Annotated in this window: 23 protein-coding genes and 1 pseudogene; 15 read left to right on the top strand and 9 right to left on the bottom strand. The window is 56.2% G+C overall.

What is annotated here, in order from left to right; genetic code table 11:
- From H7698_RS31230 to H7698_RS30675, 3 genes are all read right to left on the bottom strand, one after another.
- Nucleotides 1-103, bottom strand: a 103-nt coding sequence (locus tag H7698_RS31230; protein ID WP_442966349.1) for a hypothetical protein, incomplete at its 3' end; no start/stop codon positions are given.
- A 51-nt stretch (nt 104-154) separates the two neighbouring features.
- Nucleotides 155-430 (bottom strand): metal-sensing transcriptional repressor, encoded by a 276-nt coding sequence (locus tag H7698_RS30680; RefSeq protein ID WP_016969247.1) that lies wholly within the window; start codon nt 428-430, stop codon nt 155-157.
- Between the two features lie 567 nt (nt 431-997).
- Entirely contained in the window at nt 998-3271 is a 2274-nt protein-coding gene (locus H7698_RS30675; protein WP_016975662.1) for an FdhF/YdeP family oxidoreductase, read from the bottom strand.
- 329 nt (nt 3272-3600) lie between these two features.
- Here H7698_RS30675 and H7698_RS30670 point away from each other — a divergent pair, with 329 nt between their 5' ends.
- The 8 genes from H7698_RS30670 to H7698_RS32030 all read left to right on the top strand — a co-directional run bounded on the left by H7698_RS30670 (nt 3601) and on the right by H7698_RS32030 (nt 7692).
- Nucleotides 3601-5007 carry a cytochrome ubiquinol oxidase subunit I gene (locus tag H7698_RS30670; protein ID WP_050439964.1) on the top strand — a complete coding sequence of 469 codons (1407 nt, stop codon included), beginning with the start codon at nt 3601-3603 and terminating at the stop codon, nt 5005-5007.
- A gap of 38 nt (nt 5008-5045) precedes the next feature.
- On the top strand, nt 5046-6053 hold the full coding sequence (gene cydB / locus H7698_RS30665; protein ID WP_016969245.1) for a cytochrome d ubiquinol oxidase subunit II: 1008 nt from the start codon (nt 5046-5048) through the stop codon (nt 6051-6053).
- Nucleotides 6054-6183: 130 nt separating this feature from the next.
- Nucleotides 6184-6324: a hypothetical protein gene (locus tag H7698_RS31225; RefSeq protein ID WP_198430899.1), complete on the top strand. Its 141-nt coding sequence runs from the start codon at nt 6184-6186 to the stop codon at nt 6322-6324.
- 61 nt (nt 6325-6385) lie between these two features.
- Entirely contained in the window at nt 6386-6664 is a 279-nt protein-coding gene (locus H7698_RS31780; protein ID WP_025999688.1) for a zinc-binding dehydrogenase, read from the top strand.
- Complete coding sequence (locus H7698_RS31560) at nt 6651-6932, top strand: hypothetical protein (protein WP_025999689.1); 282 nt, start codon at nt 6651-6653, stop codon at nt 6930-6932. Before H7698_RS31780 ends, H7698_RS31560 begins: the two co-directional genes overlap by 14 nt.
- Complete coding sequence (locus H7698_RS32035; protein WP_354668546.1) at nt 6902-6982, top strand: hypothetical protein; 81 nt, start codon at nt 6902-6904, stop codon at nt 6980-6982. Before H7698_RS31560 ends, H7698_RS32035 begins: the two co-directional genes overlap by 31 nt.
- Complete coding sequence (locus H7698_RS31555; protein WP_228759039.1) at nt 6979-7296, top strand: SDR family NAD(P)-dependent oxidoreductase; 318 nt, start codon at nt 6979-6981, stop codon at nt 7294-7296. Before H7698_RS32035 ends, H7698_RS31555 begins: the two co-directional genes overlap by 4 nt.
- 294 nt (nt 7297-7590) lie before the next feature.
- Nucleotides 7591-7692 (top strand): hypothetical protein, encoded by a 102-nt coding sequence (locus tag H7698_RS32030; protein ID WP_354668545.1) that lies wholly within the window; start codon nt 7591-7593, stop codon nt 7690-7692.
- A 161-nt stretch (nt 7693-7853) separates the two neighbouring features.
- Here H7698_RS32030 and H7698_RS30645 read toward each other — a convergent pair whose 3' ends face one another.
- Nucleotides 7854-8786 carry an AraC family transcriptional regulator gene (locus H7698_RS30645; protein ID WP_025999690.1) on the bottom strand — a complete coding sequence of 311 codons (933 nt, stop codon included), beginning with the start codon at nt 8784-8786 and terminating at the stop codon, nt 7854-7856.
- Between the two features lie 122 nt (nt 8787-8908).
- A complete protein-coding gene (locus H7698_RS30640) occupies nt 8909-9592 on the bottom strand; it encodes a hypothetical protein (protein ID WP_065761552.1) in 684 nt (227 codons plus the stop codon).
- An 877-nt stretch (nt 9593-10469) separates the two neighbouring features.
- Here H7698_RS30640 and H7698_RS30635 point away from each other — a divergent pair.
- Nucleotides 10470-10811 (top strand): annotated as a pseudogene (locus H7698_RS30635) (transposase domain-containing protein); the annotation flags it as partial.
- Here H7698_RS30635 and H7698_RS30630 read toward each other — a convergent pair.
- The 4 genes from H7698_RS30630 to H7698_RS30615 all read right to left on the bottom strand — a co-directional run bounded on the left by H7698_RS30630 (nt 10806) and on the right by H7698_RS30615 (nt 15542).
- Nucleotides 10806-11369 (bottom strand): isochorismatase family protein, encoded by a 564-nt coding sequence (locus H7698_RS30630; protein ID WP_016969424.1) that lies wholly within the window; start codon nt 11367-11369, stop codon nt 10806-10808. The pseudogene H7698_RS30635 and the gene H7698_RS30630 overlap by 6 nt on opposite strands.
- Nucleotides 11370-12848: 1479 nt before the next feature.
- Nucleotides 12849-13460, bottom strand: coding sequence for a hypothetical protein (locus H7698_RS30625; RefSeq protein WP_194693863.1), 612 nt, complete (start codon nt 13458-13460; stop codon nt 12849-12851).
- 18 nt (nt 13461-13478) lie between these two features.
- Nucleotides 13479-13916 (bottom strand): hypothetical protein, encoded by a 438-nt coding sequence (locus H7698_RS30620; protein ID WP_016969428.1) that lies wholly within the window; start codon nt 13914-13916, stop codon nt 13479-13481.
- A 708-nt stretch (nt 13917-14624) separates the two neighbouring features.
- Nucleotides 14625-15542 (bottom strand): hypothetical protein, encoded by a 918-nt coding sequence (locus H7698_RS30615; RefSeq protein WP_016969430.1) that lies wholly within the window; start codon nt 15540-15542, stop codon nt 14625-14627.
- A gap of 45 nt (nt 15543-15587) precedes the next feature.
- On the opposite strand from H7698_RS30615, the gene H7698_RS30610 reads away from it, so the two are divergent.
- The 6 genes from H7698_RS30610 (at nt 15588) to dmeF (ending at nt 20615) form a co-directional block, all read left to right on the top strand.
- Nucleotides 15588-16460 (top strand): HET-C-related protein, encoded by an 873-nt coding sequence (locus H7698_RS30610; RefSeq protein ID WP_016969431.1) that lies wholly within the window; start codon nt 15588-15590, stop codon nt 16458-16460.
- A gap of 86 nt (nt 16461-16546) precedes the next feature.
- Complete coding sequence (locus H7698_RS30605) at nt 16547-17593, top strand: hypothetical protein (protein WP_176717494.1); 1047 nt, start codon at nt 16547-16549, stop codon at nt 17591-17593.
- 216 nt (nt 17594-17809) lie between these two features.
- Nucleotides 17810-18169, top strand: a complete 360-nt coding sequence (locus H7698_RS31775) for a hypothetical protein (protein ID WP_194693862.1) — start codon at nt 17810-17812, stop codon at nt 18167-18169.
- Between the two features lie 794 nt (nt 18170-18963).
- Nucleotides 18964-19218, top strand: a complete 255-nt coding sequence (locus tag H7698_RS30595; RefSeq protein ID WP_025999834.1) for a hypothetical protein — start codon at nt 18964-18966, stop codon at nt 19216-19218.
- A gap of 180 nt (nt 19219-19398) precedes the next feature.
- On the top strand, nt 19399-19674 hold the full coding sequence (locus tag H7698_RS30590; protein ID WP_016974633.1) for a metal/formaldehyde-sensitive transcriptional repressor: 276 nt from the start codon (nt 19399-19401) through the stop codon (nt 19672-19674).
- On the top strand, nt 19671-20615 hold the full coding sequence (gene dmeF / locus H7698_RS30585) for a CDF family Co(II)/Ni(II) efflux transporter DmeF (protein ID WP_016974632.1): 945 nt from the start codon (nt 19671-19673) through the stop codon (nt 20613-20615). The genes H7698_RS30590 and dmeF overlap by 4 nt, the downstream gene beginning before the upstream one ends.
- Nucleotides 20616-21216 lie beyond the last annotated feature (601 nt).

Raw genomic sequence — 21216 nt, 5'->3', positions numbered from 1 at the left:
TCTTGACGAGCACTTCACCCTTGCGTGGCGGCTCAACGTCGATCTCAACGATTTCCAGCGGTTTACCTGGCCCAAAGGCCACTGCTGCACGTGATTTCATGATGTCACTTCCTTTTTTGAGTTGGTCCCCGTCACCAAAACCACCTGGAATTGGTTACCGGAGATACGACCGAACGATGGAGATGGTTTCGTTAATAGACTGTTGCTGCGAGTCGCTCCTCGCCCCTCCGTCAGGAAACTCCTCCCGTAGATGGCTCTCCAGAACGGCCGCCATCAGGCCGTTGATTGCACCGCGTACTGCTGCCAACTGCTGCAGAACCGCGACACATGTCGGATCAGCCTCCAGGTCATGCTCTAGAGCCGTGACCTGCTCGCTAATACCTCTAGCGTGACCGAGAGCTTTCTCCTTCTCTTTGGGGCACTGGGGCATTGCCATCCTCCCTTGCCGTTGATGTGGTCATACTATACCCCCCCACAGTATAAAACAACAACCAAAATTTTTTTGCCCGGCGCTTTCCCCTCTCGCGGACCCGCTTGATCGATCGCCTGCGACGACGACATCCAGCTATCGGGCGACCTTTCACCTACCGTCTACTCTGAAATTCCGCGATCTGGGAGGGTCGTCCATTTCACTGAAATGACTGAGCAGAACGTCCCATAAGGTTTCGTAGCGAATGAGCCAGGCACGGGAGATGAGTGACGGATGGAGGGTGCCCAAAGCTCGGTTGAACGAGTCGCGGATTCGCCGAGCTGCGATCATCGAAAGGACAGATACCGAGTCAACGTTCCTTGGATCGCCTCAAAATTGACCCAATAGGTCTTTTGGCCCATTGGCCTCTGCCAACGCACTACTGTCCTTGCAGTCTGGATGAGATGTTCGGCACTGGATTACACAATCCTCTTCACAATTGACTAAATGCACGAACGTAATTGCATGAGGCTTGATGCCCATCCCTTCAAATCTCATTTCAGAGGGATGGGCATCTTTCTAATCGAATCAACCTAACTCTGAACGCATCACCCTAACCGGCACCGACTTGTACGACGGCGTTCCGCTGTCCACGTCAATGTAGTCCAGCGGCACCAGCTGGTTGGCCTCGGGATAATAGGCCCCCACCGACCCAGGCGAGATCTTGTACTCGATGGCAGTTATGCGTTCATAGCGCATCTTGCGACCATGGGTGACCGTCTCGATGTCCACCAAGTCGCCGTGGGCTAAGCCGCGCGCCTGCAGGTCGGCAGGGTTCATGAACAGCACGTCGCGGCGGCCGAACACGCCGCGGTAGCGATCGTCCATCGCATAGATGGTGGTGTTGTACTGGTCGTGGCTACGCAGGGTGATCAGGCGCAGTACATCGTCACCCTCGACTTCCTTGTCCTCGTGTAGGCCCGGGAAGACGAAGAACTCGGCCTTGCCCGAGGGGGTCATCCAGATGCGTTCGGTGGCCGGTAGCGGCATGCGAAAACCGCCCGGCACGCGAATGCGCGCATTGAAGTTCTCGAAGCCCGGAAGAGTCTTCTCGATCAGGTCGCGGATTTTGTCGTAGTCGGCCCCCAGTTCCAGCCAAGGCACGGGGCTGTCCGGCATCGTCGCGTTGGCCATGCCTGCAATGATCGCCGGTTCAGAGCGCAAGAACTCCGATGCGGGCAGCAGTTTTCCAGCCGAAGCATGCACCATCGACATCGAGTCCTCGACGGTAATCGACTGCCGCTCTCCGTTCTGCACGTCCAACTCGGTGCGCCCCAGGCAGGGGAACAGGTAGGTTTCCTTGCCCACCAGCAGATGCGTGCGGTTGAGCTTGGTGCCGATGTGCACGCTCAGATCCAGCTTGCCCATGGCCGGGAAGCACTGGGCCGGATCGGGCAACGCCACGGCGAAGTTGCCGCCCAGGCAGATGAGCGCCTTCGACGTACCAGCGATCATTGCCTGCATGGCCTGCACCGAGTCATGCCCGTGTTCGGCCGGCGGCTTGAAGCCCAGTACTTGCTCGATCTTCTGCAGGAAATCGGCGGACGGTTTCTCGGTGATGCCCACGGTGCGGTTGCCCTGCACATTGGAGTGGCCGCGCAGCGGACAGATACCGGCGCCGGGTTTTCCGAGGTTGCCACGCAGCATCAGCAGGTCGCAGATCAGCCGCACGTTCGCGGTGCCCTCGTTGTGCTGGGTGATGCCCATGCCATAGGTGACGATAGTGGCGTTGGACTTAGCGTAGGCTGCAGCAACTTTTTCCATCTCGGCCTTGGTCAGACCACTAGCGTGCTCGATATCGGGCCATGCAGTGGCCAGCAGATCGGCCTTGAGCGCCTCGAAGCCATTGGTGTGCTGGGCGATGAATTCGAAGTCGAGCACCTGGCCGAGCGAGTCCTCCATCTCCAGCAGCGACTTCATCACCCCCTTAATTGCCGCCGCGTCGCCACCGGCCTTGACCTGCAGGTAGGTCGAGGCGATCCGGGTCGAGCCGTAGGTGGCCATCTCGATCATGTCCTGCGGGTCAGCGAATCGTTCCAGCGCCCGCTCGCGCAGTGGGTTCATGACCATGATCGGCACCTTGCGCCGGGATACCTCATGCAGTGTGCCCATCATCCGCGGGTGGTTGGTACCGGGGTTATGGCCGATCGAAATCACCAACTCGCACGATTCGAAATCGTCCAGCGACACCGAGCCCTTGCCCATGCCAATGGAGCGAGGCAGTCCCACGCTGGTGGGTTCATGGCACATGTTCGAGCAGTCGGGGAAATTGTTGGTACCCAATGCCCGCGCGAACAACTGGTACAGGTAGGCTGCCTCATTGGAGGCGCGGCCGGAGGTGTAGAACTCGACCTGGTTGGGTTCCAGTCCACGAAGGATTTCACCGATCCGGGCGAAGGCGTGCTCCCACTCGACCGGTTTGTATGTGTCGCTGCCGTGGTCGTAGACCAGCGGATGGGTCAGCCGCCCGAGGTCTTCCAGCTCGTAATCGCTGCGGTGCAGCAGCGTGGCCACCGGGTGGTTGGCGAAAAACTCAGGTGTGACGCGCTTGTTGGTCGCTTCCCAGGTCACCGCCTTAGCGCCGTTCTCGCAGAACTGAAAGGTCGACTTATGTTCCTTATCGGGCCAGGCGCACCCGGGACAATCGAAACCATCCGGCTGGTTGGTGCGCATCAGCGTAATGGGCGCTTTGAGCGTATCCATCTGCTCTCGCACCGCTGTCGCAGTCGCCTTCAACGCCCCCCAGCCACCAGCTGGGCCATCGTAGTTACGTACACCGGGTACCTTGCGTCGAGTCGTCATGGTCGCTCCTTAAACGCTTTATATTTTTTCGATATAAACCGATAGTTGCGTAATAAACCGCTCTTCTAGCGGACTTGAGGAATTGGGTTTGGTTGTGACAGTTCAGGAGGAAAGCGTACAGCCTTGTCAAATAAAGACAACCAGCAAAGCTGGATCCAACCTACCGGTGATCTGGAATCAAAAGTTTGGTCGACAAGGGAAAATCGTGTTCTAGAATCAAGCCACACTCTTTCGACATGTCAAGGCAACGAATCGATGAGCTACTCATCTACTTGTTGCGTCTCATTCGCATTGCGGTACTGAAGCCGCGCCCTGTGAGGCCGAGAACCATGGAAACATTCAGCTCTACGGCGCTTGATTTGGCTCGTTTTCAGTTCGCGTTTACAGTGGCCATGCATATTCTTTTTCCGGCAATCACCATAGGCCTCGCGAGTTATCTCGCCGTGCTGGAAGGTCTGTATCTGAAGACCGGTAGGGAGGTGTATCGCGATCTTTACATGTTCTGGATAAAGATCTTCGCGCTTAACTTCGGCATGGGAGTGGTTTCTGGCCTGGTGATGGCATATCAGTTCGGCACTAACTGGTCGCAGTTCTCTTATTTTGCCGGCGGCATTACCGGGCCACTACTGACTTACGAAGTGCTCACGGCATTCTTTCTCGAAGCTGGTTTTCTAGGTGTGATGCTGTTCGGCTGGGATCGGGTAGGCCGAGGCCTGCACATGTTCGCCACCTGCATGGTGGCGTTGGGCACGCTGATCTCGACCTTCTGGATCCTCTCCTCCAACAGCTGGATGCACACGCCCCAGGGCCACGAAATCATCGACGGCCGCGCGGTGCCGGTGGACTGGCTGGCGGTGATCTTCAACCCGTCGTTCCCCTACCGCCTGGCGCACATGGCGATCGCCGCGTTCCTCAGCACCGCGTTCTTCGTTGGCGCCTCGGGGGCCTGGCATTTGTTGCGCCGCCAGCACATCGAGCCGGCCCGCACCATGCTGTCGATGGCCTGCTGGATGGCCCTGGTGGTGGCGCCGATCCAGGCGGTGGTCGGTGATGCCCACGGCCTGAACACCCTGGAGCACCAGCCGGCGAAGATCGCCGCCATCGAAGGGCATTGGGAGAACGTCCCGGGCGAGCCGTCGCCGCTAATCCTGGCCGGCTGGCCGGACATGAAGGCCGAGAAGACCCACTTCGCCATCGAGATTCCCTATCTGGGCAGCCTGATCCTGACTCACAGCCTCGACCGCCAGATTCCGGCGCTGAAGTCATTCCCCCCCGAGGACCGGCCCAACTCCACGGTGATCTTCTGGACCTTCCGGCTCATGGTGTGCATGGGCCTGCTGATGATCCTCGCCGGGGTGTGGAGCCTGTGGCTGCGCCGTGGCGACCGCCTGCACACCACGCCGTTGTTCCTCCGGTTCATGCTGTGCATGGGCCCGGCGGGGCTGATCGCCCTGTTGGCCGGCTGGGTGACCACAGAGATGGGCCGCCAGCCCTGGGTGGTCTACGGGCTGATGCGCACCGAGCATGCGGTATCACCGCTGAGCACCGCGCAGATGAGCGTCAGCCTCGCGGCATTCGTGGTGGTGTACTTCGTGCTGTTCGGCACCGGTATCGCCTACATGCTCAAGCTGGTGCACAAGGGGCCGCAGCGCCACGAAGGCGAGCACCCGATCGAAGGTGGCGCGGGCCAGTCCAAGACCCCCGCGCGCCCCCTGTCCGCAGCGGACGATCACTGACCCTGTCGAAGGCGACGGCAACCTGAGGAGCGATGGCCATGGGCGTGGATATCACTTTGATCTGGGCATTGATCATCATCTTTGGCGTGATGATGTACGTCATCATGGACGGCTTCGACTTGGGCATCGGTATCCTCTTCCTGGCGATCAAGGACAAGGAAGAGCGCGATGTGATGATGAACACCGTCGCCCCGGTGTGGGACGGCAACGAGACCTGGCTGGTGCTGGGCGGCGCCGGCCTGTTCGGCGCCTTCCCGTTGGCCTACTCGGTGATCCTCAGCGCCCTGTACCTGCCACTGGTGCTAATGCTGCTGGGCCTGATCTTCCGCGGCGTGGCCTTCGAGTTCCGCTTCAAGGCCAGCGAGCGCAACCGCCACTGGTGGGACAAGGCGTTCATCGGCGGCTCGATCATCGCCACCTTCACCCAGGGCGTCGCCCTGGGGGCGTTCCTCGATGGCATCCCGGTGGCAAACAACATGTACGCCGGCGGCGCCCTCGACTGGCTGCGTCCGTTCCCGCTGTTCTGTGGCTTCGCACTGCTGCTGGCCTACGCCCAGCTGGGCAGCACCTGGCTGATCATGAAGACCGAGGGGCGTCTGCAGGAAGAGATGTACCGCTACTCCTCGTACTTCATCTGGGGCCTGCTGATCGCCATCGCAGTGATCAGCGTGTGGACGCCGCTGGCCCACCCCGAGATTGCCCAGCGTTGGTTCAGCCTGCCCAACCTGTTCTATTTCCTGCCGGTGCCTCTGCTGCTGCTGTTCTGCTTCTTAGGCACCCTGACCACCCTGGCGCACCGGGCCACCGCCGCACCGTTCCTATTCACCCTGCTGGTAATCTTCCTCGGCTACAGCGGCCTGGGCATAAGCATCTGGCCGAACATCATCCCGCCGTCGGTTACGCTGTGGCAGGCGGCCTCGCCGGTGGCGAGCCAGCTGTTCGCGCTGATCGGCGCGCTGTTCATCCTGCCGTTCATCTTGGTGTACACGGCCTGGAGCTACTACGTGTTCCGCGGCAAAGTTAAGATTGGTGATGGTTATCATTAGCCAGACAATGCTGTTGATCGCCCCCCCAATTGGCAACGCTGACTGATGCATGTAACCGAGGTAGGTATCTACACTCCGGCCGCCGACGAAGTGCTGATCCGGGTCGCCTATACCGGTGTGAACCGCCCGGATGAATTGCAGCGCTCGGGTAGCTATCCGCCGCCAGCCGATGCTTCACTCTACCTCAGCCTCACCCTACCTCGGCCTGGAAGTCTCGGGCGAAGTGGTGGCCGTGGGTGCGGCCGTGCAGGGATTGCAGGTCGGTGCGTAGGTGTGCGCACTCACGCCAGGTGGCGACTACGCTGAATACTGCAGCCGGAAACTAATTCACCGTGTGGACCAATCTATTCGAGCACGACCGCCTGTTACCCGGCGAAACCGTGCTGGTGCATGGCGGGTCTAGCGGAATCGGATTGACCGCCATCCAGCTGGCCAATCAGTTCGGCGCGCGGGTGTTGGCAACGGCAGGCAGCGAGGCCAAGCTGGAGACATGTAGCAGCGCAGGTACCAGCCGGGCCATCAATTACCGAGAAGAAGATTTCGCCGAGGTGGTCTGGGCCGAGACCGAGGGCAAGGGTGTGAACCTGATCCTCAATCATGGTCGGGGGTAGCTACCTGCAGCGCAATATCGACACCCTGCCGGTGGAAGGTAAGTTGGTGCAGATCACCTTTCTCGAAGGCAGTACGGCCGAGTCGAACGTCATGCCGATCATACTCAAGCGCCTGGCCTTTATCAGCTCGACCCTCCGCGCCCGATCCAAAGCGGAAAAAGCCAACATCGCTGCAGCCCTGCAGGCCGATGTCTGGCCGTTGCTTGGCGCAGGTCAATGCCTTCCTGCACTTTCCCGCTGCATGAAGCCTCCCAGGCACATGCACTGATGGAAAGCAGTCGTCACATTGGCAAGATAATGCTGGAGATCAATCCATGATTGCAGGTCGTCACAGTGGTAGGAATGTGCTCGTTTCTGGTGCTGCGAGCGGCATCGGTCCGGCGGTTGCGCAGCGCTATTGCGAAGAAGGCGCTACCGTCGCACTGCTCGACCTCAACCCTCAACCCTCAACCCTCAACCCTCAAGCGCTACAAGCTCAGGGCGAGAGATTGCGCGCCCAAGGCTTCGTGGTTACATGGCACGCTGTGGCCTCCCACTACAGTGCCACCCAAGGCAGCCATCATCGGGTTCACTCGACACCTGCCAGGAAAACTTGGGGCCTATGGCATTACGGCCAATGCCCTGGCCCCTAGGCGCATCGAAACACCCCTGCTGAAACCGTCACGTCGGCGGCCGATGAGACGCTTATCGCCAACACCCCACTGCCCAGGCTAGGCCAGCCCTGGGAGATAGCCGATGCGCCCGCTACCTGCGTGCTCCAGACAGCGCCTCATCACAGGCCAGGTACTCGATGTAGCTTACGTCGTCGTCAGGACAACTTGCAGGCGATTTTGTTTACAGTCTCCTCGTTTATAGTGCGAGAAACCATCCTCGCCCTAGCCATGCCTCTATTCCTGTTCGCCTAGATCACCGATGTCGTCGATGGTTTGATGAGTCGGCATCTGCGCAAATTCGAGGCACGTTGCGAGAGCAGCTTTATATACTATCCCGCGAAACGGACATTGCTGCCATTACTCGAAAGCTCATAGGCAGCCTATCTTTTTCTGCCCAGGCCACTCAAGTCAAACTGGGTGCTGATACCCTGCGTCGTTCTACTTGTTCTCATGATCACTATCATCGCCGCGACTTTCAAGAACCACCTAAGACGTCAAAGAGCTCCTTTCTCTCAGATACTCCATAGAAGATGGACTTAGCCTGACCGACGAAGGCGAGCGCGATCTCGTAAGGGAGAGGTTCCAAAAAGCCGACTATACTCGCGACTGAATTGTGACTGACTCTCATAACCTACTTGAGAGGCTACTGTTGCAATATCGGTTGACTGACTGAGCACTAACCTTCGAGCCTCGTGCAATCGCAGTTGTTTCTGATACTGGAGCGGACTCATAGAAGTAACAGCTTTAAAACGATGATGGAGAGTCGAAACCCCGAGATTTACATATTTTGCTAATTCATCGATCCGCATAGGTTCAGCAAAATTATTATTTAGCCATTCGATTGCTCGCGTTACTCTATATGATTGACTGTCGACCACTGCAATTTCGTAGAGCCTCTGGCCTTGCTGACCTCGCAGCAATCGATAAAATATTTCTCGCAAGGCCATAGGTGCGAGCTGAGAGATATCTTCGGGGCTATCAAGCAAGCTCAGCAAGCGAAACAAAGCATCCAGCAACGGGCCATCAGTACTTCCAAGATACAGCCCTCTTACATCGCCATTACTAGGGACACCGACAGGACTACTATCAGCAATCAATTGACTAATCTGAGCAGGATCAATGTCTAAAAGCGCACCTAAATAGGGCACATCCGGGGATGCCTCAATAACTTTACCCGCGAGCGGAAGAGTAACAGAAATCACCAAATAGTTCAGAGGATCATATACATACCGCTCGCCAAATAGACGAACCTCCTTTCGACCTTGCACCACCAAGCACAGTGTAGGCTTATAAACACTATACAGCGTATCCGTAGGTGTATCGTTTCGAACTAAATTGAGACCCTCAATAGCGGTTTGGTATATTCCGGAACCTGTCGTAAAACGGCGAATAATCGACGAAATTACCGCCCGCTTAAATGAAAGCGGATCGTCAAAGGTTGGGAAGAGTTGCGGACTTGATTCTGACATGTCGAGGCCCCTGAACATCGTCTAATCCTGAGAATAGCGCAAACAGGGACGCGTAAGATACCCCACTAGCTCGGTATGACAAAAGGCCCGGCAAAGCCGGGCCGAGAATTAGTGAAACTATCTTACGACCGTTTAGCTCGTGCTTTCAGTTGATCGGAACCACCTTCAGCTACGCGCTGGAAGCCTGGGGTGCGATCGGAACCACCTTCAGCTACACGCTGGAAACCTAGAGTGCGATCGGAACCACCTTCAGCTACACGCTGGAAACCTGGGGTACGATCGGAACCACCTTCAGCTACACGCTGGGAACCTGGGGTGCGATCGGAACCACCTTCAGCTACACGCTGGGAACCTGGGGTGCGATCGGAACCACCTTCAGCTACACGCTGGGAACCTGGGGTGCGATCGGAACCACCTTCAGCTACACGCTGGAAACCTGGAGTGCGATCGGAACCACCTTCAGCTACTCGCTGGAAACCTGGAGTGCGATCGGAACCACCTTCAGCTACACGCTGGAAGCCTGGGGTACGATCGGAACCACCTTCAGCTACACGCTGGAAGCCTGGGGTACGATCGGAACCACCTTCAGCTACACGCTGGAAGCCTGGGGTACGATCGGAACCACCTTCAGCTACACGCTGGAAACCTGGAGTGCGATCAGAACCGTTTTTCGAGATGGGGGTGATCACAACGCCACTACCCGACTCGCTAATCAGAGTCTGTTCTTTTTGGCTGTAGGCCGCAAAGGTGTTCGCACTGAATGCAACGATAGCGACGCTGATAACTACTGATTTGATGGATTTCATGGCGGCAACTCCAGAGACTATGTGAGTTGTGGGTGCCGCAGCTACGATGTGCTGCCGACCCCGCAGAAGGACCTCCTTGCTGCATGGGGTTAGATTAATTTTTCGTATGAGAAAGCGTTACATGATACGTGCCGCCTTTTTGCCTATTCCTCTCGCAGTATCGAATCCCGCCCCTCACCGCTTACAAGCTGCCGGTCTTTCTCATGCTATCCAGGAGCAAAAGCTCGAATCTAGACGACCAGAACATGGACTCGTGGGAGTCGCCTCCAGTCCTATATCGACCAAACCGTCGTTTCACTATCGAGTTTCGCCCAGTGTGATTACTAACAAGTTGCGGGCGCAGTCGGTCGGCGGCACAGTGTGCCTACCGTGCATCGGAAGCTATTCCTACCCGACTGCAGCTGAAGTCGGTGAAGTCAGGGGACATTATCGTAGTCGACATCAAAGCTCTCGAAAGTAGCAAGTCGCTGGGCTAGTTAGGATTGTTGCCCAGGCGCCGGCATCGAACGTCGAAACAAAGCAGGGGTTAGCACCTGTCGCGTAACCGTACGGCGAGCTCACCGTCCGAACTCCATCATTAAGGGCGATGCTATTCGCGTATTTTTAGGCGAACGCGATCACCCCCGATCGTAAAGATTTCCGTACGCCAACGAAGCTCTTATCCGAAACTGTTCAAAGCCTAGGTCGCTCAGGAATGCCTGCAACCTGGGCAACAGAGTCCAGAGTCGCCATCAGCCACGGCATCGTCATCCGTAAATGGATGCCGCTCTATCGAGACCAGCCCGCACCGACCTCGCTGCCAGCATTTGTCCCGCTGAAGGCTGTACCTAAACGGCCAGCCGAAGCGTCAGTGAAAATCGAGTTGCCCGTGGCTGGGGTGCCGAACGGATCAGCGACGGCCAAAACCCTCGATTACAGCCTGAAATGCTGGGTAGCGCTGAAGCGCTATCTGGACGACGCAGCTGTGCCCATCGACAACAACCAAGTTGAAAACCAGATACGGCCATGGGCGCTCGGACGCTCGAACTTGTTATTTGCCGAGTCGCTGCGCAGCGGTAAACGGGCGGCTGTAATCATGAGCCTGATCCAATCGGCGCGCATGAATGGGCATGATCCGTATGCCTATCTCAGAGATGTGCTGACGCGGCTGCCCACACAGCGGACCAGTGATATCGAGCAATTGCTACCGCATCAGTGGGTGCCAGCCACTGCTTCATAGGCAAAGCTGTGCGACCACATCTTCTGATGACATGACTTGGGCATATTCGGTGCCCAGTATGGCCAAGGTCAGCTCATAAACGGTAGAGGCGTCCCAAAACGTTCCATTTGGCCTGATGACGGGTACAGCAGTAGTCGCATCCGCAGGAAGAATGATTTCGTATCCAAGTGCCTTCCCCGCTCGGATAGTGGCATCCATGCTGTTATGAATCACAACGCCGGTCAGAACAATACGTTTTACGTGCATGCTTTTAAGGATGGCATCCAATCGGGTTTCTATGAATGCGCAGTTCTCATGCTTGATGATGACAGCCTCGCCCTCTACCGGGGCCACTTCTTTTTTGATTCCATTCCAGGGGCCATGAACGTGATAGCTGGAGGTGGGATTCTTTTCATCATGCTTCACATGAAGGACAGGCCAGCCATTTGATCGCCAGTGCCGCAGAAGGCGTTGGATTGCGGACAAATAACCAGGGTGGCTTTTACCATCCCAAATAGGTTGATCAATCGCATCCTGAACATCAAGGATAATCAGGGGAATGCGAGGTGTATCCTTCATATGGGGCCGTCTCCTTACGATGGACGTTTAGTGTGCTGCAACGCTCCCCCATCAACAAGCAGTGCAGTCTCGCTAGGGTATCGTTGCCGACACAATATCAGTGAAGAGGGGCTGCTACCGCGGAAGTGGATTCCGGCCTTGCTCGAGCAAGGTGTGTTGGCCGGACGCTTAGAGCATCAGTTAAAGGTGGCAGAGGATAGTCGATTAAAGTTCGATACTGGTAAGAAATGGCGATTCAACCAGACCCCGATTCATGCATGTTGCACCGCGAGGTGCAGCGTGAAGCGTTGACAGGGGTAACCGATGGGCCAGCCATTGAGCCGCGTAATTAGGAATTCGGGATGCCGATGCTGTTAAGCGAAGCAAAAGGTAATACGGAGCATGGCGTTATACGCCAGTCATGCTCTGATCCGGCGCGGTCGGAGCCCCTGCGCACGTCGGGAAGTCCTTTGCACAGAATCTGGGAGATCTCAGCGGTGCCCGGTGCGCAAGCCTCGGGCGGAGCAGGAAAGGCCAATAGCCGTAACCCTACTGCCCACGCCGCTGAGAAGTCGGATACGTTCGCAGTACCTGAGAAAACTTTGAACAAAGGGCCTGGCCCCGTGGAGATAGTGGAGGAAAGGATCGTAGCCAAGGGAAACACCTACAGGCCTCCCGCGCCCCAAACACAGAGCTGGATCAGTTGCGAGTCGAAGTAGACTTTGAGTATTAAAACTGTCGCGGGAGCATCGCTGTTTTCGCGGACTGCAGCCTCGTTGAGAGGAATCGCAAAACTGCCGCGACCACTTAAAATTCCGATCCGGACGGATGCGTTAGAGAATTAAAACTGTCTCATCCAGAAACGACGCGGCTTTCAAGCACGCTCAAATGGACCGGCGGCTGGTCGGCCGCCGGTCTCAGAGTCATCGACGAGGGATGAAGTTGGCAACGTGACCGATGGGATTGAACTGTCGACCGGGGTGTCACTTGGGAACAACATGGTTAACATGGGCCGATTCTCCGGCCAGGGGTGAGGGTCATGCCGGGATTGACTTATGACTATCCTGACTACGTATTTACAGGTGTTGATCCCATGTTGACGAATCCCGACGAAGAATCGCCCCGGCTTAGCCGGGGCTTACGCTTGCGCTCAGGTTTTGGATTGCGGGGGATTCTCTTCCTTATTGCCGCATTGGATCAGCAGCAGCAAAACTGTGGCTACCTGCAGAGGCTGCTTTTGCAGGTAGCCAGCGACCAACGCTCACCCCCTCTGGCACTGCGTTACGCTTTCGGGTGACAAATGTAATTACCGCTTCGCAGGAAGGTTTCATGCTTGTTCGGCGAATAGACTCCCTAGGTGACTTGCTCGTTGGCCCCTGTGATGCCCGCTTTTGACCTGGCTACCACCGCGACCGCCGACGTACATACTCCGTCAATCTGATTGGCGCTGTCCCCGCAAGCCCGCCGCTTGGCGGGCTTTTTTGTGGCTGCAGGAACGCCTTACAGGCTGTTCGGCTCGATGCCGATCTCCCGCAGCGACTTGACCAGCGACGGGTCGATAACGGCCTCTCCGGTGGTCGACGCGGCCTGATTGATGCCTACGGTGCGGTACTTGATCAGGTGGCCGGAGACCATCTGTTCGAGGATCTGCTTGGCCTTATCGCCGCCTGTCACGGTGTACGGGCTCATCAACTGCGACGTGGACTTCATCGCCTGTTCCTGGGCGTTGTTGACCAGTGCAGCCTGCTCGCCCTGCAGCCCAACGAGCGGGGCCAACGGGATAGACGGGGCCATGCTCACCGGCGTTTCCTGCGGAGAGATTGTCCACGCCTCGTTCTGGTCGATGCGCAGTTGGACGGTACCGACCGGCACCTTGAAGCGGCCACCGGACATGATGCCGACGTAGATCTCGCTGCCTTCCTTCCGGACTACCGGGTAGAAGTGCAGCGGCTGGGTGACGATCCAGTTCGGCGTGCCCAGATCGCCCGTAGTGACCATCATGGTGGTCTTATCGGTGAATTCGTCGGTTGTGGCCGTGGCCTTCCAGGTCTGCTGCTCGGAGGCGCATCCCGCGAGGGAGAGGGCTACGGCAAGGGCGGCGATATATTTCATTGGGTCTGTTCCCGGGCTTTAATATGACGAGCAGGTCGTGTAGCCGTAATTGGTGATGCAGTTGGTGTTGCGAGGGGTATAGACCGGCATCTGCGGTGCGACGCCTGGTGCTTGGCTCATTCTGGCCATTTCGTCCGCCGCGCTAGCCACCTGAGCACAAGCGATCTGGGCTTTCGATCGATCTGCGTCGGTGAGAACCATAGCATCCGCCTCAGCCGAGTAGCTTTGAACCATATTCCACAGCTTGCCCTGGTCATACAGGTACTGGGCTGGACGACGCTGCATCTGGAACGAGACAAAGCTGTTGTATTGGTCTGCGGTGATAAGTTGCTCGCGTTTGCACAGGCCTGCGGCTGAGACCAACTTAGAAATCGTCTGGTATTCCGATTCGGGCATCTGCGTCATGCAGCCGGTGAGTGCAAGAGAACTAGCAAGTGTTACAGCGATCCGTGTCATGTCGGCCTCTCTATTCCAAGGGAGGCGATTGTAGCAGGGTGCCACCATGTAGTCGGCGCCCCCCCCTGCTCTTTGGACTTACCCACGATACCGCCCGGGTTTTTGCCAGATGATGAGCACCAGGGTCATCGCGACGGAACCGACGAGCGACAAAGCCATTTTGTCCTCTAACAGATGGAACGACGCTCCACCCGCTTGCAGCAAAGCGAGCCAGATACCAATCACCGATCGACCCGCTGTACCCAAGCTCCGGCCTAGTTCTATGGCAACAGGATCGAAGATAACCCGACGTAGACGACAGATGTGTTGTACTCCCAGCACGAGGCCGCCGCTCCTGACGCGACCGAGGACATCTTGGAGATCAAGCGCCACATTGACGTCCAGTATCGGCTCCCGAATGGACGGTAGCTGTCACAAACCCAGTAGCGATGCTGTAGGTGAGTTGCTATGCAGTGTGATCCAAGCGGTTAAATCTATTTTTTGGTCTGTTAACGACAACAGTTTAAGGTTAAATCTAGTTAACAGGGGACGCTAATTGAGGAGGCCGGCAGTCCTTTGTCTTTCGCTTTGGACCGCTGTCGTCCTGTAGTCGTGAGAGAATTTAGTCTATCTACATGCATCGAGATAGGGCCAGCAGTTCAGTTAGCTTTGGCTAAGTTAATGAGAGGGTATGCCTGTATCTGCACGCGGTAAACGTGATTATGCAGTTTACGGGCTTTGGTATAAAGGCAGTGGATCTGCACCTTTCTGGCGAGCCTCCTCAAAGTTATGAAGTAAGGCTTTGGTCTCCTCTGATTGCTGGATGAGGTGATTACTGCGCAGTATCCTCCAGGCCAAGTTTGGGTGTGACATGTTCTGATCGAAGAACACCAATGGCTTCCCCGTCTCCAACGCTCCAAACTCGTCGAGCGTTCTGTAGGCCTGCATGTTCCAGCTAAGTTTCGTCAGTTCGTTAGCCACCCAGTTCGCTTCTATTGAGGTCGTGAAATCAGAGGTGGACCGCGACCACTCGCGTACAAGCTCAGCCGCGAACTCATCTGCTGCTTCTTCCCTAGCTTTAGCAAGAGCCGGCTCGGTGTTCAACTGCGAAAGACTGCCATTAGAGAACTCGGCACCTGTAGTATTTTTGCTCAGGTGGCCGACTTCATGAAGCAGCATAAACGTCAGCAGATGCTTTGATTCAAGCGTCATGCGCCCCGAACCTTTGGAGTGGGCGTTCAGCCATGCCTCGAATGCTGGTAGGTTTACGAAAACGCACGTGCAGTCTCGCGGGACCACCGCTGGCGTTGAGATAGCTCCAGCAGGCGACTTCACCAGGTAAACGGGTACTGACTGGGCATCGCCTTCATTCCACGTCCAGGAAGGAGTGAGTGTTGGACCATTAGCCTTGGTCATCAGGTTTGCAGACTTAATCGCAGATTCGAGAAGCGGCCGCTCAGCGTTGGTGTGCTGCAACCCGCGAAGGGCCACTGGATCATGATCTGCAGCTACCAACAGTATCGAATTACCAAGCATGCTGATCCCTGCGACAAACACGATAGCGTGAGATAAGCTTTTTCGGGTGTAGAAAGAGAGCAGTGTGCGTGAGCCATTCTGGTTTTTTAGTGTCAATTTCTCGATGTGCATGGTGCGGTCGCTCTAATCTCGGCACAGGTGACAAGGAGAGTAGGCATGGTGAGTCATACTGCATTGGTTGTTGCGGCCTTTTTGGTGTGTTGGCAACTGGCACACGCGGCAGAGGGAACGAAAGAAAGGCCAGAGCCCCCACCCGACACAGTGCCATCTCTTGAACAGGCGAACCCTCCAGTTTCATGCATCGGCTGCGACCAGCCATTCGATACAAGCACCCATAAGCAGGTGCTCGAGGGCTTGGCGAACAATCCTTACCTCGCCGAGCTACGCAAAGCCCTCTACCAGCAGGACATCATCCACCAGTTTGAATCCAAGGCACATTTTGACAACTGCGACTTTGATTCGGCGACTACTTACGTAACGAGCTTACTAGATGAGGCAAGCAGCTACGTCGAAAGAGCGCAGAAGGCCAAAGACGTGGGTGATCTGGCAAAAATGAAGGATGCTGCTGCCAGTGCGTTCTTTTCCATAGGACAAGCCCTGCATGCTGTGCAAGACTTCTATGCGCACACCAATTATGTCGAAATGCGGGCGCCGAAAGCCCGAAAGGTTACGGACATTGAAGTCATCGCTCCGTGGAAGCCTAAGGGGCGTGATCGTATTAAAGAGCTTCGCAAGGAAGGTCTCTACTCTGGATACGTTTTCTGGGGTGTGCCGCAGCTGTGTCCAGCTGACACAACGTCGCATGGCGATCTGGCGAAGGACACCGCTACCACTAAAAGCGGGGCGAAGAAACTTCCTAACCTTCAAAATATCAACCAGTACAAGGTGGCGGTGTTTTTGGCCAGGGAGGCTTCGTTGGGGCTTATGGAGGACGCCTTCAACAGGTGGCCGCTTTTGAAGCAACTCAATGGCAAGCATGTAGCGTTCGAGACGTTTGTAGACCGTCGTAGCATCGGCGAGACGCACTGAATATGGGCGTGAGTTGGAAGGTGCTCGTTGCCTGCGGACTGCTTTGCTCTCTCTCAGCCAACGCGCAGATGATTCCAGGTTGTCGGTTGGACAGTTCTTCGGCCGCATTGGTTGAACAGACCATTAACCGAGCTGCCCAGGCCTACCGGGAGCTCGGAAAGGCACTGCCTTTCGATACTGTCGTCGTGAACCCGCGGGCAGCGTTAATTGAGGGACGTACTCTAACTGCCTATATCGTTACCAATGCCAATTCAGATGGAATTGACGCTTATGGCTGTGCTACTCAAGCAGTCACGAAGGATGCCCCCTTAGACGAGCTGAGCGTACGTGGCGGCTGTCTGATTGTTGCTGCTGAGAGACTAGAGCTTCGTTGCTCTTCAAGTGCGGTGGCGCTGTTTGGAGATATCGGTGAAAAACTGGGTCGAGCCAATCCGGCGCTGCTGTATGTGCTCGCTCATGAGCTTGGCCATGTCTATCAACGGCAGGCTGGCGAGTACGAAGGTCGAGTCGCTCAACTCGAACTAGCTCAAGATCGCGAAGCCAAGCTTCAAGCACTGCAAGACTCATGCGACCCGGTCTCAACCAAAAGGGAGGAGGATGCTGATGCCTATGCCCTAGACGTAATGAAGCTACTGCTGCCAGAGCCGCCGTATCGGGAGCCGCTCTTCTCGCATCGTGGCTCGCTTCTGTGGAATGTTGATCAGCTCGTTCTGGCAGCCAACGCATGGCAGCAATCCTCGCTGGCGCAGGAATTCATTAGTCGCCCAGTGGTGCATGAGACCTTTGTGCCAACGGAGTTCCCTACGCCTGAGGCTACTGTCGAAGCGAAAGCCCGCAAGTTCGTTTGTGAAGTTATGACCGGGAAGTCTGGAACAATTTATCACCCTCTACAGTCAGCGACGCACCCTTCGCTCGATCAACGGATGGGACGTATTGCTGACGCAATGAGGCCAATCTCAGTCTCTTTGCCGAATGACACCAACAAGACTCAATTTGCGTCGGTCGCAAAGCTCCAAAGCGACCTAGGCCCAATCTTCAGCCAAATCTATCGGGAAACGGCGGTCTATATGGAGTCAATGCAGGCGGCTATTTGCACGGTGGTCAATTCGCCTGAACCCCCAGCCTGCGATTAGGAACGTGGGTTTCGAGTAGGCTATTCCTGCTTCAGTGCTTCCATCGTTTCGGGAGCGAGAGGACGTTCCAAGGCGACGTCATCTGCGGTGGAATTGCTGGTGCCCTCTAGCTCTACCCTGTCGCGACTCCTGTATCGATCCCTACTGATTTGGAACTACAAAAGACCCGGCAAAGCCGGGCCTAAATTTAGTGGAACGAGCCTACGACCGCTTAGCTTGTACATTCAGTCGATCGGAACCACCTTCAGCTATACGCTGGAAACCTGGGGTGCGATCGGAACCACCTTCAGCTACACGCTGGAAACCTGGGGTGCGATCGGAACCACCTTCAGCTACACGCTGGGAACCTGGGGTGCGATCGGAACCACCTTCAGCTACACGCTGGGAACCTGGGGTGCGATCGGAACCACCTTCAGCTACACGCTGGGAACCTGGGGTGCGATCGGAACCGTTTTCCGAAATGGGAGCGCTCACAACGCCACTACGCGACTGGCCAATCAGAGTCTGTTCTTTTTGGCTGTACGCCGCAAAGGTGTTCGCACTGAATGCCACGATAGCGACGCTGATAACTACTGATTTGATGGATTTCATGGCGGCAACTCCAGAGACTATGTGAGTTGTGGGTGCCGCAGCTACGATGTGCGCTGCTGACCCCGCAGAAGGACCTCCTTGCTGCATGGGGTTAGATTAATTTTTCGTATGAGGAAGCGTTACATGGTAAGTGCCGCCTTTTTGCCTAATCCTCTCGCAGTATCGAATCCCGCCCCTCACCGTTTACAAGCTGCCGGTCTTTCTCATGCTATCCAGGAGCAAAAGCTCGAACCTAGGGACTATCCGAACATGGATTCGTGGAAAGCGCCTCCGGTTCGATATCGACCAAACCGTTGTTTCACTATCGAATTTCTTCCAGCGCGATTACTAGCTAGTCGCTGGGGCCAATCAGGATCGTTGCCCAGACGCCGTCACCGAGCCGAAACTATGTGCCACTGCGCACGGTGGTGCGCTTGCCCGGAGTATGCCGCAGGGTAAGTTCTCTGGACTAAGCAAACTCCTGTCGACCCATCACGTGTTCATCAAGGGACTAGCGGCTTGGCGGCTGGATGATTATTAGGTGACGGCGGTGAAGATCGTCTACTGCGGACCGGCCAAGGCCGGGTTGGACCCGCGCCATCTAATCACGCTGTACGCGCTACCTTCCTGCACAAGTAACAGAACCGCACGGCATGCCCGAGGACACCTCCTTCGTCCACCTCATCACCTGCGGAGGCGACCTGAAGCACGTTCTACTACTTCCAGCACTGAAGGCCGTCGTTCATTAGAGCTATGGCTTGCTGAAATGACTGGTACCTGCGGTTCTGCTGAAGATCGTGATGATCATCGGTATGTCCTGGATGGCTGCGCCAGATGCTCAATGTCCCAAAAGTCCCGAAAACACTGCCCTCAGTCCGGAACAGGCCAAGGCCTGCGGTAACGCGGGCGACACGCAGCGTCGCACCGTGACCACTATGATTGGCCAGCTCAAGGAAATACGCAGCAAGATGCTGTCGCTGAAGAGTCGCAACGAGACGTTGAAAAACGAAGTCAGCCTTTCCCTCAAACCGGCGAAAGGCGCGAGATTAATCTAGAAGTGCTCGCGGGCGGCCAAAGCCAAGGACGGCTCTATCTTCACTTCCTCCGGATGACGGCTGAAAGCCTCATAAACTAAGCCATTCGTCTCAAGCTCTTGCCTTCAGAATGTAGCCCCTTGAATAGGGGGGTGGGGTATGCCATTCTCTGCGCCACTTATATAGGTAGGGGGGTATACGATGAGCCATCTTGCAGCCGAGAAAGGGGCGCTGCTCAAACGCGTCAAACGTATTGCCGGGCAGGTTCAAGCAATCGAAAAAGCACTGGTGGATGAGGCGGACTGCGCAGCAACACTTTTTCTCGTGGCTTCGGCCCGAGGCGCGATGAACGGACTCCTGGACGAGATAATCAAGGACCATGCCTGGGCTCATGTGGCAGCCCCTTCCCTTACTGATGAAGAGCGCAGCAAGGGAATGGAAGAACTCCTAGAAGCGATTCAGCGGTATTCGAAATGATCTCGGACATCCAACCAATGAGCACCTCAACATTACCCCACGATCATGTTTTTCTCGGTGCCTCTCATGAAGAGAATGCCAAGCGCACGCTTGGGGTGGTCTTACTGACCGTTGTGATGATGGTGGGTGAGATTGCCGCTGGCTACATCACTGGATCGATGGCGCTGCTTGCTGATGGTTTCCATATGGCCACGCACGCTGGTGCGCTCGGTATAGCGGCAGCCGCGTATGCTTACGCAAAACGCCACGCCAATAACGCCCAGTTCAGCTTCGGAACCGGCAAAGTCGGTGACCTTGGTGGATTTGCTTCGGCGCTCATCTTGGGCCTGGTTGCCCTGGCAGTCGGTGCCGAGTCAGTCGTCCGTCTGTTTCAACCCAATGATGTCCAGTTCGGCATGGCTATCGGCATCGCGGTAATTGGCTTGCTGGTGAACATCGTAAGCGCACTGCTGTTGGGGCACGGGCACGGGCACGACCATGATCACGGACATAACCATCCTCACGATCACGCTCCTGGGCACAGCAGCGGGGATAACAATCTGCGGTCGGCCTATGTACACGTCCTTGCCGATGCCCTGACCTCGGTGCTGGCAATCGTGGCATTGTTGGCGGGCAAATACCTTGGGTGGGGCTGGTTCGACCCTGTGATGGGTATTGTGGGGGCTATGGTTATTGGGCGTTGGTCATGGAATCTAATGAAAGTGACTTCCGGCGTCCTCCTGGACAAAACCGATGACCACATAGTGCAGGAAATCCGCGACTTCCTTGAACAACCGGGTGATGTCCAGATCTGCGACCTGCATGTTTGGCGCGTAGGACCCGACGCTTACGCGGTTATCGTCAGCGTCGTTGGTGGAGTAACCAATGTTGCAACTATTCGTGAACGGTTGCTACCGGTTCATGAAATACGGCATCTGACGGTGGAGATCCACCAAGCCTAATGAATGGGGTGCAGGTCGCAATTGCGGCGTACACCCCATGCTTCACTGCCTCACTCCCAGCTAACTCCTCAATGACTTCGTAGATCGATCCCCCCTTTATTCCACTCTTTCGGTTGAAAAGCGATCTTTGCGTCAGTTGCGGCCCCTCCAATGGTTTTTTGATAGCGTTCGGCTCCTCCCCCCCCCCGATAGGCAAAAAGTCACGGCGAGTTTAACGTCTCAATGATAGAGAAAACCGATTGATGGTGCGCTCGCCAACACGCTCTAGCTCAGCTTAAAACAAACATCAGCAGTTCCGCGCCCTCATCAGAGAGCACCCTCGCCTAGCCAGCTAGACCTACGCAATGCGTTTTTCCAGGGGCCACGCGAATAAAAACGATAGCCACTCGCTCCCCTTTGAGCTGCCTCACTCTTTACGAACAATTTTTTCAATGACTAGGTGCGACGAACACTGCACAATCGTATGCTTTACTTGGCGGTTGCAGGAGCTGAGTGCAACACGGTCATTGAATTGAAGCTGGAGCATCATGCCGCATAGCCATGGCCTTCTGCATCACCTCGCCCATAACTTCGATTGGGCATTTGAAGTCGAAGCGCTTAC

Source organism: Pseudomonas sp. p50(2008) (assembly GCF_015351605.1).
Taxonomy (GTDB): Bacteria; Pseudomonadota; Gammaproteobacteria; order Pseudomonadales; family Pseudomonadaceae; genus Aquipseudomonas.
This window is presented reverse-complemented; position numbering and strand designations above follow the sequence as displayed.